Source organism: Maribacter stanieri (genome assembly GCF_900112245.1).
In the GTDB taxonomy this organism is placed as follows: domain Bacteria; phylum Bacteroidota; class Bacteroidia; order Flavobacteriales; family Flavobacteriaceae; genus Maribacter; species Maribacter stanieri.
In genome coordinates this window covers 1088031-1104360 of sequence record NZ_FOYX01000001.1, presented here as the reverse complement: position 1 = coordinate 1104360, position 16330 = coordinate 1088031, and the positions used below count along the sequence as shown (strand labels likewise).

General features: G+C 34.3%; 15 protein-coding genes. 11 read left to right on the top strand and 4 right to left on the bottom strand.

Going from position 1 to position 16330, the window contains the following annotated elements; genetic code table 11:
* Positions 1–24: 24 nt before the first annotated feature.
* Positions 25–369 (bottom strand): toxin-antitoxin system YwqK family antitoxin, encoded by a 345-nt coding sequence (locus BM296_RS04820; RefSeq protein ID WP_027065294.1) that lies wholly within the window; start codon positions 367–369, stop codon positions 25–27.
* 257 nt (positions 370–626) lie between these two features.
* On the opposite strand from BM296_RS04820, the gene aspS reads away from it, so the two are divergent.
* From aspS to BM296_RS04800, 4 genes are all read left to right on the top strand, one after another.
* Positions 627–2381, top strand: a complete 1755-nt coding sequence (gene aspS, locus BM296_RS04815; protein WP_091901825.1) for an aspartate--tRNA ligase — start codon at positions 627–629, stop codon at positions 2379–2381.
* Positions 2382–2578: 197 nt separating this feature from the next.
* The gene (locus BM296_RS04810; RefSeq protein WP_091901823.1) at positions 2579–4363 is read left to right on the top strand and encodes a chloride channel protein; all 1785 of its coding nucleotides are present in this window, start codon (positions 2579–2581) and stop codon (positions 4361–4363) included.
* An 11-nt stretch (positions 4364–4374) separates the two neighbouring features.
* The gene (locus tag BM296_RS04805) at positions 4375–4641 is read left to right on the top strand and encodes a hypothetical protein (RefSeq protein WP_091901821.1); all 267 of its coding nucleotides are present in this window, start codon (positions 4375–4377) and stop codon (positions 4639–4641) included.
* Positions 4642–4711: 70 nt separating this feature from the next.
* Positions 4712–4903: a cold-shock protein gene (locus BM296_RS04800; protein WP_027065298.1), complete on the top strand. Its 192-nt coding sequence runs from the start codon at positions 4712–4714 to the stop codon at positions 4901–4903.
* Between the two features lie 67 nt (positions 4904–4970).
* On the opposite strand, the gene BM296_RS04795 is transcribed toward BM296_RS04800, so the two are convergent.
* Positions 4971–5414 carry a nucleoside deaminase gene (locus tag BM296_RS04795; RefSeq protein WP_091901820.1) on the bottom strand — a complete coding sequence of 148 codons (444 nt, stop codon included), beginning with the start codon at positions 5412–5414 and terminating at the stop codon, positions 4971–4973.
* A gap of 63 nt (positions 5415–5477) precedes the next feature.
* Between BM296_RS04795 and BM296_RS04790 the strand changes: the two genes are divergently transcribed.
* A complete protein-coding gene (locus BM296_RS04790) occupies positions 5478–7244 on the top strand; it encodes a 1-deoxy-D-xylulose-5-phosphate synthase (protein WP_091901818.1) in 1767 nt (588 codons plus the stop codon).
* Between the two features lie 5 nt (positions 7245–7249).
* Entirely contained in the window at positions 7250–8368 is a 1119-nt protein-coding gene (locus BM296_RS04785) for a DUF3078 domain-containing protein (protein WP_091902948.1), read from the top strand.
* On the opposite strand, the gene BM296_RS04780 is transcribed toward BM296_RS04785, so the two are convergent.
* A complete protein-coding gene (locus tag BM296_RS04780) occupies positions 8365–9708 on the bottom strand; it encodes a deoxyguanosinetriphosphate triphosphohydrolase (RefSeq protein WP_091901816.1) in 1344 nt (447 codons plus the stop codon). The two genes, BM296_RS04785 and BM296_RS04780, sit on opposite strands and share 4 nt — an antisense overlap.
* 178 nt (positions 9709–9886) lie before the next feature.
* Between BM296_RS04780 and BM296_RS04775 the strand changes: the two genes are divergently transcribed.
* The 5 genes from BM296_RS04775 (at position 9887) to BM296_RS04755 (ending at position 15717) form a co-directional block, all read left to right on the top strand.
* Positions 9887–10243 carry a carboxypeptidase-like regulatory domain-containing protein gene (locus tag BM296_RS04775; protein WP_091901814.1) on the top strand — a complete coding sequence of 119 codons (357 nt, stop codon included), beginning with the start codon at positions 9887–9889 and terminating at the stop codon, positions 10241–10243.
* 336 nt (positions 10244–10579) lie between these two features.
* Positions 10580–11782 (top strand): porin, encoded by a 1203-nt coding sequence (locus BM296_RS04770; RefSeq protein ID WP_091901812.1) that lies wholly within the window; start codon positions 10580–10582, stop codon positions 11780–11782.
* Positions 11783–11856: 74 nt separating this feature from the next.
* Positions 11857–14157, top strand: a complete 2301-nt coding sequence (locus BM296_RS04765) for an inorganic phosphate transporter (RefSeq protein WP_091901810.1) — start codon at positions 11857–11859, stop codon at positions 14155–14157.
* A 51-nt stretch (positions 14158–14208) separates the two neighbouring features.
* Complete coding sequence (locus BM296_RS04760; protein ID WP_027065305.1) at positions 14209–14931, top strand: DUF6503 family protein; 723 nt, start codon at positions 14209–14211, stop codon at positions 14929–14931.
* A 66-nt stretch (positions 14932–14997) separates the two neighbouring features.
* A complete protein-coding gene (locus tag BM296_RS04755) occupies positions 14998–15717 on the top strand; it encodes a Tim44 domain-containing protein (RefSeq protein ID WP_143099040.1) in 720 nt (239 codons plus the stop codon).
* Between the two features lie 22 nt (positions 15718–15739).
* Here the strand turns inward: BM296_RS04755 and nadD are convergent, their stop codons facing one another.
* Positions 15740–16324 carry a nicotinate (nicotinamide) nucleotide adenylyltransferase gene (gene nadD / locus BM296_RS04750; RefSeq protein ID WP_091901806.1) on the bottom strand — a complete coding sequence of 195 codons (585 nt, stop codon included), beginning with the start codon at positions 16322–16324 and terminating at the stop codon, positions 15740–15742.
* Positions 16325–16330: the final 6 nt, after the last annotated feature.

The window sequence follows — 16330 nt, the reverse complement described above, 5'->3', positions numbered from 1 at the left end:
TTTTATTTGAGTTAGTTGAGTTTATTAATTAGTAACAACTGGCGATTTAGAATTTGCTTTAGAAACGCTAGCTATTTTATTGTTGTCAAAATTTACTTCACTTTTCACATCACCTTCCCAGAATAACCATTTTCCAGTTCTAACACCGTTCTCATAATTACCCATAGCAATTTTATCTCCTTTTTCATTGAACATTTTCCACTGTCCATCTAACTTTTCGTTTAAAAAGTAACCTTCTTGAGATTTCTCCCCATTGGCATGAAAATAAGTAGCTTTCACTTTTTCTCCATCTTTTACAAAGGTTGGATCAACTTGAGCATATGCTCCAAAAGACAATGCCAATACGGCTATAATTAGAATTTTTTTCATAGTATATATTTTTAAATTGATAATTTGCTTAACAGTAACGTTACAAATATACATTTATTTCCTAATTAATCAATGTTAAGATAACCATTACATAACATTAAATTAACATTGAGGTTATAACATACTGAATCTTAATGTGTTAAGTATAGTATTTTTATTAATAATTACGATACCGATCATTAAGCAAAACCTATGTACTAAATAGACCTATAATGAAATAGACTTCTTAAATTTGCCCTTTCATTAAAGCACGTATTATGTATAGAAGCCATTCCTGCGGGGAGTTAAGAGAATCACACATTGGCAAAACAGTTACCCTTTCTGGTTGGGTAGCAAAGACTAGAGACAAAGGTTTCGTTGTTTGGGTAGATTTACGAGACCGTTATGGCATTACACAGCTTGTTTTAGATGAAGATCGTACTTCTAAAGAATTATTAGAGCAAGCAAGAAATTTAGGTCGCGAATTCGTTATTCAGATAAAAGGAGAGGTTATTGAAAGAACTTCAAAAAACGCTAATATCCCTACTGGGAATATAGAAGTTTTAGTTTCTGAATTAACAATTTTAAACGAATCTAAAACTCCACCATTCACTATAGAAAATGAAACAGACGGAGGTGAAGACCTTCGTATGAAATATAGGTATTTAGACATCCGTAGAAATCCTGTAAAGAACAACCTTATTTTTAGAAGTAAGGTAACTATGGAAGTTCGTAAGTTTTTATCTGGCGAAGGATTTATAGAAGTTGAGACTCCGTACTTAATAAAATCAACACCAGAAGGCGCAAGAGATTTCGTTGTACCTAGCCGTATGAACGAAGGACAGTTTTATGCCTTACCACAATCGCCACAAACCTTCAAGCAATTATTGATGGTTGGTGGTATGGATAAATACTTTCAGATTGTAAAGTGTTTTCGAGACGAAGATTTACGTGCCGATAGACAACCTGAGTTTACTCAGATAGATTGTGAAATGGCGTTTGTAGAGCAAGAAGATATTTTAAATGTCTTTGAAAACTTAACGAAGTACCTTTTAAAAGAAGTAAACGGTGTAGAAATAGAATCTTTCCCTAGAATGACTTATGACGATGCCATGGCTAAATATGGTAATGATAAGCCAGACATTCGTTTTGGGATGGAATTCGCTGAATTAAATAGCGTTGCCCAGCATAAAGAATTCGGAGTTTTTAACTCTGCAGAGTTGGTAGTTGGTATTGCAGTACCTAGTGCCGCATCATATACTAGAAAAGAGTTGGATGCCTTGGTAAATTGGGTAAAACGTCCACAAGTTGGTGCTAACGGAATGGTTTATGTAAAATGTAATGAAGACGGAAGCTTTAAATCTACCGTTGACAAATTCTACGACCAAGACGATTTAACTAAATGGGCAGAAGCAACTGGTGCTAAACCAGGTGACCTAATCTGCGTACTTTCTGGTGATGCCAATAAAACAAGAACGCAGTTAAGTGCCTTGAGAATGGAAATGGCTACCAGACTAGGACTAAGAAAACCAAACGAATTTGCACCATTATGGGTAGTAGATTTCCCTTTATTGGAACTTGATGAAGAAACAGGTCATTACCATGCAATGCACCACCCATTTACATCACCAAAACCAGGTCAGTTAGAATTGTTAGATACCGATCCAGGTGCAGTACGTGCTAATGCATATGACTTGGTACTGAACGGTAATGAAATAGGCGGTGGTTCTATACGTATTCACGATAAGGACATGCAAGCAACAATGTTCAAGCATTTAGGTTTTACTCCAGAAGAAGCAAAAGCACAATTCGGCTTTTTAATGGATGCTTTCCAATACGGTGCACCACCACATGGCGGACTAGCATTTGGTTTAGATAGATTGGTAGCAATTTTAGGCGGACAAGAAACCATTAGAGATTTTATTGCATTCCCTAAAAACAACAGCGGTAGAGATGTAATGATCGATGCTCCTGCACCAATTGATAATGCGCAATTGAAAGAATTGAATTTGAAGTTAGATATTCAAGAATAGTTAATCTTGACAAAATCATATTGAAAAAAAATCCTGCCTCTGTGCAGGATTTTTTTTGTCCTAACATACAAACCTGAACAATAGAGGCTAGATAAAATTTTAAGCCAAACTTATATTAAAGAATTAGGAGAACTCAAAACCAAAATCATAGCTAGTAATTAAATACCTTTGAATACCATTACTGATTTGGTTAGAAAATGCCCATTCAAAAAAACAAACTTTTAAAACGTATTTACAAGTGGAGATATAAACATATCTCCCAAAAGACCTTTGTATATATATTAAGTGTTGTGGTTGGTCTGTTGGCAGGTTTAGCCTCGGTAACACTTAAAAATATTACGTACTTCATTGAAGCATCTCTTGAAACTGGAATCATTTTTTCAAGTAATCATTTATATTTCATTCTACCTATCATTGGTCTTACGCTAGTTTACCTGTACGTAAAATATGTTCATAAAGAGAAATTGAAACATGCCGTTTCTTCCATTCTATTCTCCCTTTCAAAAAATAAGGGTCGTATAGATGTAAAACAGGTATATACCCAATTAATTATAGCTCCACTAACGGTAGGGTTTGGTGGATCTGTGGGGTTATTAGGTCCTGCTGTGGCTACTGGTGCCGCTATAAGTTCCAATTTAGGTCGCCTTTTTCACATCAACAGCAAAACACGGTCATTATTGATTGCCTGTGCTTCTGCAGGTGCTATCTCATCTATTTTTCAATCGCCAATTGCCGCGATTATTTTCGCAGTAGAAGTGTTCAGTTTAGATTTAACGATGATATCTATGCTTCCGCTCTTATTGGCATCAATTAGTGGTGTACTTACCTCCTATTTTTTTATGGGTAACGAGGTATTGTTCAATTTTTCCATTAGTGAGCCATTTGAAGTGAAGGATACATTGTTTTACGTTCTTCTAGGCATAGGTACAGCCGTAGCATCTATATACTTTACCAAGATGTACTTTGGCATCATTAATCTGTTTAAACCATTAAAAAGCCCTAAATATCGACTTCTAGTAGGCGGGCTAGCTATTGGAATCATGCTATATATGATTCCTCCACTATATGGTGAAGGTTTTACCTTCATTAACAACCTACTAATTGGTGACCATATTCAAGCTCTGGGCAAAACTCCTTTTGACGCTTACATTGGTAATATTTGGGTAGTAATAGCTTTACTATTTGGCATAACCATCTTTAAAGCGGTTGCGATGACTACAACTCTGGCCGCAGGTGGAGCTGGTGGAATTTTTATCCCCACTATGGTAATGGGCAGTGCATTAGGAAATGTTGTAGCCAAACTAATTAATAATTCTGGTTTAGGTTTTTCTGTTTCTGAAAGTAATTTCACCTTAATAGGCATGGCAGGTCTAATTGCCGGTGTGCAACATGCACCTTTAACCGCAATATTCTTAATTGCGGAAATTACCGGTGGTTATGCATTATTTGTACCCTTAATGATTACTGCTTCTATCTCATATATTATTACAAAAAATACGGTCGATTATACTATTTACACTAGAGAATTGGCAGAAAGCGGAGACCTCTTAACCCATAATAAAGATCAAGCAGTATTAACTCTTATGGATTTAGATACCGTTATAGAAACTAATTTCAAAATTGTGCACCCAGACATGACCCTTGGTGAAATGCTGCACGATTCTGTTGCAAAATCTACACGAAACATTTTCCCCGTTGTAGATGTTGACCATAAATTTCTTGGAATTATTTTATTAGATGATATTAGAGAATTTATGTTTGACACCAAGTTGTACGACACCACAAAGGTTGAGACCTTTACACATAAAGCTCCAGACCATATATATTACGGATTGGATAGTATGCAAATTGTAATGCAAAAATTTCAAGATAGTGGTGCATGGAATCTACCTGTAGTAAAAAACGGAAAATATATGGGTTTTGTTTCTAAATCTAAATTATTGACCGCTTACAGAAGAGAATTGATAAAATTTACCAAGTAAAAGAGACCGTCATGAAATACATTATTATTGCTATAGTTTTAATCTCCTTTGGGCTAATTATTTACGGATTCAACTTAGATGTTAGTCAAGAAAATTTATCGCATAAATATATTGGATCAGGTACTTTGCTTCTATTTTTAGTGGCTATGCCGCTATTTCTAATAAAAGAGAGTAAGGGTAAAAAATTTAACGACTATATGCTTACCGATGAAAATGTAAGAAAAATGCAAGGCAAAAAGCCTAAAAACACTGATAATCAATATACTCCAAAAAATTAATAGTCCAATTCTCTACCAATCAACGTAAAATTATATTAAATTAGAATGATAATATTAAAATTTCAATACAATGATTGGCACCGTTAAATTTTACAATGAATCTAAGGGTTATGGATTTATAACCAATGAAGAAACTGGAAAAGATATTTTTGTTCATGCCACTGCTTTACATGGCACTGAAATTAGAGAAGGTGATAAAGTGAGCTATGAAGAGGAAGAAGGAAGAAAAGGTACCGTTGCCGGACAAGTGCAAGTACTATAATAATTCTCGCTTTATTAAAAATTAGATAACCACGCTCTTGCGTGGTTTTACATTTAGACCTAACTTTCTATGTTCTTTTTTTTGCAAAGAATTCTTGTAGTAAACGCGCAGCATCATCTTTAAGAATACCACCCGTTATTTTAGTCTTAGGATGTAAAGTAGTACCCATTACACCGTAACCACGTTGCAAATCTTTAGCGCCATACACAATCTTACCTATTTGACTCCAATATAGGGCACCTGCACACATTTGACAAGGCTCTAGGGTTACATACAACGTGCAATCTTTCAAGTACTTTCCGCCAAGAAAATTTGCTGCCGAAGTAATTGCCTGCATTTCTGCGTGGGCGGTAACATCGTTCAATTTTTCAGTTAAATTATGTGCTCTTGCTATAATTCTATCTTGTACAACAATTACTGCACCAACGGGCACTTCACCAGCTTCAAGTGCATATTCTGCTTCTTGTAGTGCCTTCTTCATAAAATAAGTATCATCGTAAGGTAAAACCATAGCTTCAAAAATACGATAGTTTCATTTTTAAAAAAGTATTTTTGTGTCCATTATACCCGCAATTTGAAATCAATTCTAGAACATATCAATTCACCTATTGACCTAAAAACTTTAAGTATAAAGGATTTAGAACAATTGGCTGTTGAACTACGTGAGTTTATTATTGATATTGTTTCAGTTAAAGAAGGGCATTTAGGTGCCAGTTTAGGCGTAGTAGAACTAACCATTGCCCTGCACTATGTATTTAATACTCCCATTGATAAATTAATTTGGGATGTAGGTCACCAAGCATACGGACATAAAATACTTACTAGTAGAAAAGACGTTTTTGAAACCAATAGACAATTTGGTGGAATTAGTGGGTTCCCAAAAATGCAAGAAAGTGAATATGATGCTTTTGGTACTGGCCATAGCTCTACCTCTATCTCTGCATTGTTAGGTATGGCGCTAGCTGCACAATTGCAAGGTAAATTTCAGAGGCAACACATAGCCGTCATTGGCGATGCCTCTATTGCAAGTGGTATGGCTTTTGAAGGACTTAATCATGCAGGTGTTACCAATGCAAACATGTTGGTAGTACTTAATGACAATGCCATGGGTATAGATCCTAGTGTAGGTGCATTAAAAAAATACCTCACCAATGTAAAAACAGGAACGGCAAAAGAAGAGAACATTTTTGAATGCTTAAATTTTCACTACTCTGGTCCAATAGATGGACATGACCTACCAGCTTTAGTTAATGAATTAGAACGATTAAAAAAGATAGAAGGCCCTAAATTGTTACATGTAATTACCACCAAAGGTAAAGGGTTACAAAAGGCAGAAGAAAACCAAGTAACCTATCACGCCCCTGGCAAATTTGATAAGCAGACGGGCGAGTTACAAAAAAAGGGGAATACTATTGAAGCCCCTAAATTTCAAGATGTATTTGGAAAGACTTTGGTAGAACTAGCCTTAAATAATAAGAAGATAGTAGGAATAACACCTGCCATGCCAACTGGTAGCTCATTAAAGTATATGATGGAAACTATACCAGAAAGAGCTTTTGATGTTGGTATTGCAGAACAGCATGCAGTAACTATGGCTGCAGGTATGGTAACTGACGGCTTAATTGTGTTCTGTAATATATACTCTACTTTTTTACAGCGGGCATATGACCAAGTCATACACGACGTAGCTATACAGAATTTACCCGTAATTTTCTGTTTAGATCGTGCGGGTTTAGTTGGCGAAGATGGACCAACGCATCATGGTGTATTCGATATTTCTTATTTAAGATGTATACCAAACCTAATTATCTGTTCTCCATTAAATGAAATTGAGCTTAGAAACATCATGTACACAGCTCAGCTTGGTTTAGATCATCCTATAGCCATAAGATACCCACGTGGTCGTGGACAAGAAGTCAATTGGCAACTACCAATGAAAAAGCTAAATATTGGCGAAGGTCAACTTCTAAAAGAAGGTAGTGAAATTGCCATTCTAAGTACAGGACCTATCGGTAATATGGTTACTGAAATACTAAATGAATTGGATAATAACCCTGCAATCGCCCATTATAACTTCCCATTTATAAAACCAATAGATGCGGCTTTATTGGAAGAAATACTACAGAAATTTAATCATATTATTACATTAGAAGATGGTTCAGCAATTGGCGGATTTGGAAGTGGTTTGTTAGAATTCGCAAATAATATTGGAATCCATAAAATAATTAAGATATTTGGCATTCCTGATAGCTTTATAACTCACGGTGCTACCCAAGAACTGTATAAAAAAGCAGGGATAGATAAGATGTCCGTAAAACAATATGTACAACAATTTCTATGAAAATAATGGCTTCAAAATTGCTTAAATCTTTATTTCCGTTACTATTTCTGGTAACCTTAGTCGCTAAAGGTCAAGATACAATACCAGCACCTATTATTGTTGATAGTGTTACTGTAGACAGCATTGCTGTAGATACTATTGTTATCCGCAGAACAGTAGATAAAATTTATTCTCCTAGGAAAGATGTAAATCTTCAAATACCCAATATAGATTTTAAAAAGACAAAAACTTTACAAAAAGGTTTTCAGCGGTTTAGAGTACCTTCTTTCTGGGAAACCGAAAATAGCTTTGGTATTAATATTAGCGAAGTTGCCTTTGTTAACTGGAACGCCGGTGGTGATAATGCCGTTAGTGGTTTAGGGTTTTTAAAATTTGCCAGAAAGTATAAGTTCAGTAATTTTCAATGGGATAATAACCTAGAACTACGCTATGGTTTAAATGCACAAGAAGGACGCAAACTTAGAAAAACAGAAGATGTAATACGTTTGAGTTCAAATCTGGGTTTCAAAAAAAGCAATACTAGTAATTGGTTTTATTCCGTTCAGTTAAATTTCAATACACAATTTTCTAACGGTTACAAATATCCTGATAGGGACGTGCCTATTTCTAGATTTATGGCTCCAGGTTATTTACTATTTGGTGCTGGTACATCTTACATTACCAAGGATGAAAAGTTCAATCTTTACTTATCACCATTAACACAAAAATCGACATTTGTACTAGATCAAGATTTAGCAGATAGTGGTTCTTTTGGTGTACAAGAGGCGATTTTAGATGCAGACGGCAATGTTATTACGCCTGGGGAAAATCATTTATTAGAATTAGGTATTCTAATTACCAATAACCTTAACATCAACGTTGCTGATAATATTGAATTAAAAAGTAGACTTAATTTATATACAGACTATATAAAAAGTTTTGGAAACGTAGATGTTGATTGGGAGCTTACCCTAAACATGAAAGTGAATAAGTTTATAAGCACTAGTTTAGGTACACAAGTTATTTATGACGACGACATACTTTTTGATATCGTTAAAAATGATAATGGTACCATTGTTAACCCAGGTGTTCCTAAAATACAGTTCAAACAAGTATTAGGCGTAGGTATCTTATACGGGTTCTAAAGTTGTTTCCCTTTTATCTTATTATGCATGTGTACGGCAGCGCTATCAGATAGACTAGCAACATAACAACACGTATTCAAAATTATTTCATAAAGAGACGCATCGGTTTGTTGATAAAAGCCCGGTAAAGTTCTTAAAATAAGTTTATGATAGTTAGATGCATTATTGTTTCTTTTACCAATAAGAGCATCTATATACACATCTAAAATATCAGAAATAATAGTGTAACCCGCTATCTCCTTTTCAACAACTTCTTGAGATTGGTATATTTTCTGAACACTTAAGCTTATGATATCTTCTATCTGCGCTTTAAATCCGCTTTTATCCAATAAAGACACCTCAAAATTTCCATTTAAGATACTTTCTTCATTCTCTATAAAAATAGAAACAGCGTCTTGTATTAGTGTATTAATAGCCAGTGCCCGCAAGTAGCTAAGCCTATCTTCCATATATTCCAAAGAATTATACTTCTTGGTATTTATGGTGTCCTTCACTAGTTTAATTAGATATTCTAAAGCATAGTCTTCAGAAATGAGTCCTAAATTTATACCGTCTTCAAAATCAATAATAGTATAGCAAATATCATCGGCAGCTTCAACTAAGAAAGTTAAAGGGTGTCTGCCGTAAGAAACCGTTCCTTCATTTTCTCTAGTTGGCAAACCTAAATCTTTGGCTACCTCTTCAAATATGTATTTCTCACTTTGAAAGAATCCGAATTTCTTATCACAAATATGATTTGTGGGTCTTTTAGGCAAAGATTCTTTTGGGTATTTCATAAAAGCACCCAATGTAGCATAGCTTAAACGAAGACCTCCCAGAACTCCTGCCCTGTCTTGTGTCATTAATCTAAATCCGTTCGCATTACCTTCGAAATCGATTATATCTTGATATTCAACCTCAGATAACTGGTCCTTGAATTTAAGTCCATTACCCGTTTTAAAATATTCTCCAATTGCTTTTTCCCCACTGTGTCCAAAAGGTGGGTTACCTATATCATGCGCTAGTGCTGCCGCAGCTACGATTCCACCAAAATCATTAAATTGGTAACCATGAACTTCTTTAAGATAAGGATGCTTTTCTATTATTTTTTTACCAGCTAATCTCCCCAAGCTTCTAGCTACTACAGAAACCTCAAGACTATGAGTTAATCTGGTATGTACAAAATCTGTCTTTGAGAGCGGAATTACCTGAGTTTTATCTTGAAGACTCCTAAATGCAGCAGAAAATATGATACGATCATAATCAACATCAAACCCTAAACGAGTTTCATCTTGTTCATTTCGTAAACGTTTATTTGTATCGCCTTGTCTGCGCAGAGAAAGTAATTGCTCCCAATTCATGTACATCTTTTTTGAAGACTGCAAGATACATTTTTTGCTATTTCATTATAGGATCAACAATCTATAAATGCAAAATGATAAACAATACCTTAACAATTTCTACATATATTGATAATCACTAGCTAACCTTAAGTTAACGTTGTCACAGTTTCTTTGTAAAAGAAATTTACAAGCAACCATGAAAACCATATTTTTCGTATTTACGCTTATCATTAGCTCTTTAACTTTTGGTCAAGAAACCAGTTCTATTCAAGGTAACATCTTAGACGGGGAGCTATTTAACGAACCATTGCTAATGGCAAATGTTTCCATAGAAAACACATCTATTTCTACACACACTAACTTTCGAGGAAATTTTGAATTTGATGATTTAACACCAGGCTCATATAATATTGTAGTTCAGTTTCTAGGATATGAAACAATTGAGCTACCTGTAACTGTTGCCCCAGGTGAAACAACAAATATTCAAGCTAGCTTAAAAGCAAAAACCTTAAACATTACTGATTTGATGGCTGTAAAAACCGCATCAAAATAGATAAAAATCTAGCTAATGAAAGGACTATTGTCCCTAAAGGCAAAGTTCAAGAATTAAAGATTACTTAATATTAGCGTTACACACAGGTAAACAATATATCTGATCTTCGTAATTGTCTAAAGACACAATTGATTTCTGTTACTATTAGTTTTTGTCGACTAGTTTTTAGAAATCCTAAAGCTACCTTGTACAAGGTAGCTTTTTTTGTTCCCAATTTCTCTTATCCTCTACCAATATTCTTACCTAATAATATTACACACGCCAAGAGTTAATATTAAGAATACATTAACTTAACATTCATTTAAGTAATTTGCAATCGACAAAAACTAATACTTGATGAAAATCAATCCGTTCTGGGTATGCCTATTTTTTTTAATTTCAATTATAGGTCAAAGCCAAGAATCTAACGCTCCAACTTTTGGAAAAGGTCTGTTCAACCTTGTTGGTAAAGACAGTACATGGACAATGATTGTTAGTGCTAGAATGCAAATTTTAGCAATTTCTGGTTGGGATGCCACCGATGGAGGTCTACAAAATCCCGAGCAAAACTTTCTTGTTCGCAGAGCACGTCTTAAGTTCGACGGATTCGCTTATTCACCAAAACTAGAATACAAAATAGAACTTGGTCTATCTAACAGAGATATTTCAGGAGCTTCCCAGTTTACTAGCAATGCACCCAGATATATACTAGATGCCGTAGTAAAATGGAATTTCTACGAGAATTTTGTACTATGGTTTGGACAAACCAAATTGCCAGGTAATATTGAACGTGTTATTTCATCGGCAAATTTAATGCAAGTAGACCGCTCTTTATTAAACAGCAGGTTTAATATTGATCGCGACATGGGCTTTCAACTAAGACATCATTTTAACCTTTCTGAAAAATTCTTAATCCGTGAAATATTTGCAGTTTCGCAAGGAGAAGGAAGAAATATTACAAGCGGAAATATTGGAGGTCATCAATTTACAACACGTTTAGAGCTATTACCTTTTGGTGAATTTTTAAGCAAGGGTGAATATAAGGGCAGTGATCAAAAAAGGGAAAAAACACCTAAATTAATGCTGGCAGCTACTTTTGACAGTAATCAAAATGCAGTAAAAACCAGAAGCAACCAAGGGTCTTATATGTTTACCGATGGTGGTTTTTTCGAAACCGATATCAACACATTATTCATTGATGCCATGTTTAAATACAATGGATTTTCCTTCATGGGGGAGTATGCACATAGAACTGCCGACAATCCTATAGCTACAAATTTAGATGGGTCATTAACTGGTGATGTAGTTCTAATAGGAGACGGACTTAATCTTCAAACAGGGTATTTATTCAATAATAACTGGGAAATATCCGGTCGATATACAAACATTAAATTAAGCGAAGAAATAACGGGTAGAACCCCTCAAGACCAATATACTTTAGGGTTTTCAAAATACATTGTAGGCCATAAATTAAAAGTACAAACAGATCTTAGTTACCTATCGGAAGATGGTGGTCAAGATCGCTTAATGTATAGATTACAATTAGAAGTTCATTTTTAGAAAATAATAACCTTAACATAACACAATAGCAAATAGCGATAATGATATTTGCAAATTAATAGAGTAATTCAATTATGGATAATATTTATTTTATAATGCTTATCGCATTAGCTGTTTTAGCTGTAGCGGATCTTGTTGTTGGAGTTAGTAATGATGCAGTGAATTTTTTAAATTCAGCTATTGGTTCTAAAGCTATTTCTTTTAAAACGATAATGATTGTCGCAAGTTTTGGTATCGCAGCAGGCGCACTATTTTCAAGCGGTATGATGGAGGTTGCCAGAAAAGGAATATTTAATCCTGGTGAATTTTACTTTGATGAGATTATGTTCATCTTCATGGCCGTAATGATTACCGATATCTTGCTATTAGATTTCTTTAACACGCTTGGTATGCCAACCTCAACAACGGTATCAATTGTATTTGAATTGTTAGGAGCGGCAGTTGCTATGTCATTAATTAAAATTGGTGCAGATAACGGTAGCTTCATAGATGTTGTTAATTATATCAATAATGATAAAGCCATTCAAATTATATTCGGCATACTACTTTCTGTCGTAGTTGCCTTTTCTATTGGCGCATTGGTACAATGGGTATCGAGATTACTATTATCTTATAATTTTGATAAAAAACCAACTTGGGTAGGTGCTCTTTTTGGTGGTTTTGCTTTATCATCAATTACCTATTTCATATTAATGAAAGGTATTGGAGGTACTGCTTTTGCCGGCGAAAGCTATGATATTATTGGAGGCATAACAATTAAAGAATTCTTAGAGACTCAATTGATTGCACTGGTACTTGTAAACTTTTTAGTATGGTCTTTACTTTCTTTTATTTTAATGAAAGCTGCCAAAGTCAATATTTACAAGTTAATTATTGGTGTAGGTACGTTTGCCCTAGCCTTGGCTTTTGCAGGTAATGATTTAGTTAATTTTATTGGTGTACCTATTGCTGCTTGGCAATCGTATGAAGCATGGGTTGCCTCTGGTGTTGCAGCTTCAGAATTTAGTATGGGTATTTTAGCAAAAAAGGTTCCTACTCCAACCCTACTTTTATTCATTGCAGGTATGGTTATGGTACTTACCTTATGGTTTTCTAGCAAAGCAAAAAGCGTTGTTAAGACCTCTATAGATTTATCTAGTCAAGAGGATACTAAAGAAAGATTTCAACCCAATTTCTTATCAAGAGGGCTGGTACGCATAGCTATTTCAGCTTCAGAGATAATTACATCGGTAATGCCGAAATCATTACAAGCTAAAATAGACACTCAATTTAACAAACCTGTAATTGCCTTATCTAAGAATAAAGTACATGAACTACCTGCATTTGACATGGTTCGTGCAGCGGTAAACTTAATGGTTGCCGGTATTTTGATTTCTATCGCTACATCATATAAATTACCGTTATCTACTACCTATGTTACTTTTATGGTGGCAATGGGTACTTCACTTGCCGATAGAGCTTGGGGAGCAGAGAGCGCAGTATACAGAGTAGCAGGCGTACTTAATGTTATAGGTGGATGGTTTGGTACAGCTATTATAGCGTTTATCGCTTCAGGTATCATATTAACGCTTATTAGCTTTGGTAAAGGTGCCGCACTTGCTGTATTATTATTTGCTGCAGTATTGTTATTGGCTAGAAACTATATCTCTCATAACAAAAAAGCTAAAGAGCTTAAAGCAGAAGATTCATTGAACAGAGCAGAAAGTAGTTCTATTCAAGGGGTGATATTTGAAAGTGCCATGAATATCTCTAACGTTTTAAAGAGAACTAATAAGATTTTCACGAACTCTATTAATGGACTGGCTAAACAAGATGTTAGCTTATTGAAAAAGAACAAGAAACAAGGGGAGAAACTTTCAAATGAAATAGATGATCTTCGTGACCATATTTTCTATTTCATTAAAAATCTTGATGACAATAGTATTGGTGCAAGTAACTTTTACATTAACACCCTTGGTTATTTGACCGATATCGCTCAATCTTTAGAGTACATTGGTAAAGTCAGCCATAAACACGTTAACAACAACCATAAAAAATTAAAATACAATCAGATAAAAGAGCTTAAGCAAATTGATTTAAAATTAGAAGAAATATTAAATCAGACTCAAGATGCTTTTTCCAATCAGTCATTTGAACAAATTGGAGTTGTATTAAACAAAAAACAAGAATTGTTTGATATGGTTTCTGATAAAATTCAAACACAAGTTGCTAGAACACGAACAGAAGAATCAAGTCCGAAAAACACGACACTATACTTCTCTTTACTTTTAGAAACGAAAGATTTAATGACCTCTGTTATGAATTTATTACAACAGTACCATAACGAGCACGATAGCTCTGTAACACCAGCTAAAATAGAGCAGTTAAAAAAGTAAAACCTATTTTTAAAAATTAAAATTATAAGTACCTTGTCATCATAATCTAAAATGATGATCAGGTACTTTTTTTTATCCATTTCACTACTTCTAACTATTACTCTTTCTTCTCAAGAACTTACAGGAGAACAACTTCTTGAAAAAGCTATTTCCTATCACGACCCAGAAAATAACTGGTCTACATTTAAAGGCAAGATGTTGATAGAAATGGAAAATCCAAAAAGCAGCCCTAGATCTACGGTTGTTGAAATGAAACTACCCAACAACTATTTTAAAACAACGGTAAAAAAAGACAATTACACTATAGAGTCTGAATTGGATAATGGTGAATGCACCTTAAAATTAAATGGCAGCACTTCTATTTTTCCTAAAATAAAAGATAGTTTAAACATTAGCTGTGATCGCGCTAAAATGATGAAAAACTATTATACATACCTATATGGACTTCCTATGAAATTGAAGGACCCTGGGACTATAATAGATTCTAAGGTCATTAAAAAAACATTTAAAGGAAAAGAATATTTAGTATTGAAAGCCGGTTATGACAAAGAAGTAGGTAGTGATACTTGGTATTTCTATTTCGACCCCAAGACGTATGCCATGGAAGTATATCAATTCTTTCATGACGAAAGCAAAAACGACGGAGAATACATTTTACTTTCAGAAATGATTACCGTAAACGGAATTAAAATTCCTAAAGTTCGCAAATGGTATTATAATAAAGGAGATGTATTTCTTGCTACAGATAATTTACGTAAAGCAAACTCTCTTTAGTTTAGCAGAAACATACTAAATAGTAGCCTTTATTAGTTATTAAATGAACCCTAATTCCATTTAACAATGAGAAAGAGTCATTTTATAATTCTAGTTTTGATTATAACCCTAGTCCTTTTTGATATTGACCCTATGTTTGCCGGTCCAGGCGGTACAGTTGTAAAAGCAATATTTAAGACATGGTGGGGAAAAGTACTTATGTCCATTATAGGAATAATTCTGCTTCCGCTTATTATCTATGTTTACTTCAGAGAGTTCCTTGCAATAAAAAAATGTAAAAAGGAATTATTAGTCTTAGGTAAAAAAAATAGAGATTTCTCTTGGCTAAACCTTGATAAAAACGTCCGTAATATTTTTAGCCGAGTGTATATTGCATGGAATAATCAGGACCTAAAAGAAGCTTCTAGCTATATAAGTCACTGGTATTGGCAAAATCAACAATTGGTACATTTGGATGAATGGAAAAAAGAAAACCTTGTAAATGTTTGTAAAGTAGATGGTATCAAATCTGTTAAGCCGCTCTACTTAGAGATTACAGATGACACAAACTTAGAAGGTTCAAGAATCGCTTTCTTGATTACAGCAAACATTATGGATTATCTCAAAAACAAAGACACCAATAAAATTGTTCAAGGTAGTAGTAAGTTTGATGATGAAGAAAAAATTTGGGTAATGGAATATACCGATGGAAACTGGGTTTTAGATGACATCCAAGATGGGCAATTATCCCTTGCTTTTGCCAAGATCAAGAATGTTATTCCAACAAATTTAGTCCCTGTTCAATAATCTAAAGTAACAAAGATAATTTCTATCTGTAAAAATTCATTTCATCCATATACTTCCACACTTCTGGTGGCAGTAAAGGCTTAATGTTTTTACCGTTCTTATGTTCTCTTCTGATGAAGGTTGAAGAGATTTCCATAATAGGAGCATTTACACGCGTTATTTTATTGTGCTCTTTGAATTGGTGATCTATAGTTCCTTCAGAAATTCTTGGATATACGTACAGATTATGCAGCTCTAAAATAGTTTCGTAGTTCTTCCATTTATGAAGTCCCTTTAAATTATCCTCACCCATAATCAATGAAAATTCATAACCCTTCGGGTATTTTTCATTCAAATGAACTAGGGTATTTATAGTGTAATTGGGTTGTGGCAGATTAAATTCAATATTACTAGGTTTCAAATTCTCGTACTCTTTCGTTGCTTCATACACCATTTCAAATCTTTGATGATTGTCTAGAAGTGTTTTCTTGGTCTTAAACGGGCTTTGTGGTGTTACTACAAACCAAACCTCATCCAGATCGGAAAACTCCACCATATGGTTTGCAATGACCAAATGACCTATATGAATAGGGTTAAAGGTACCAAAGTATAATCCTACCTTTTTCATGCGCAA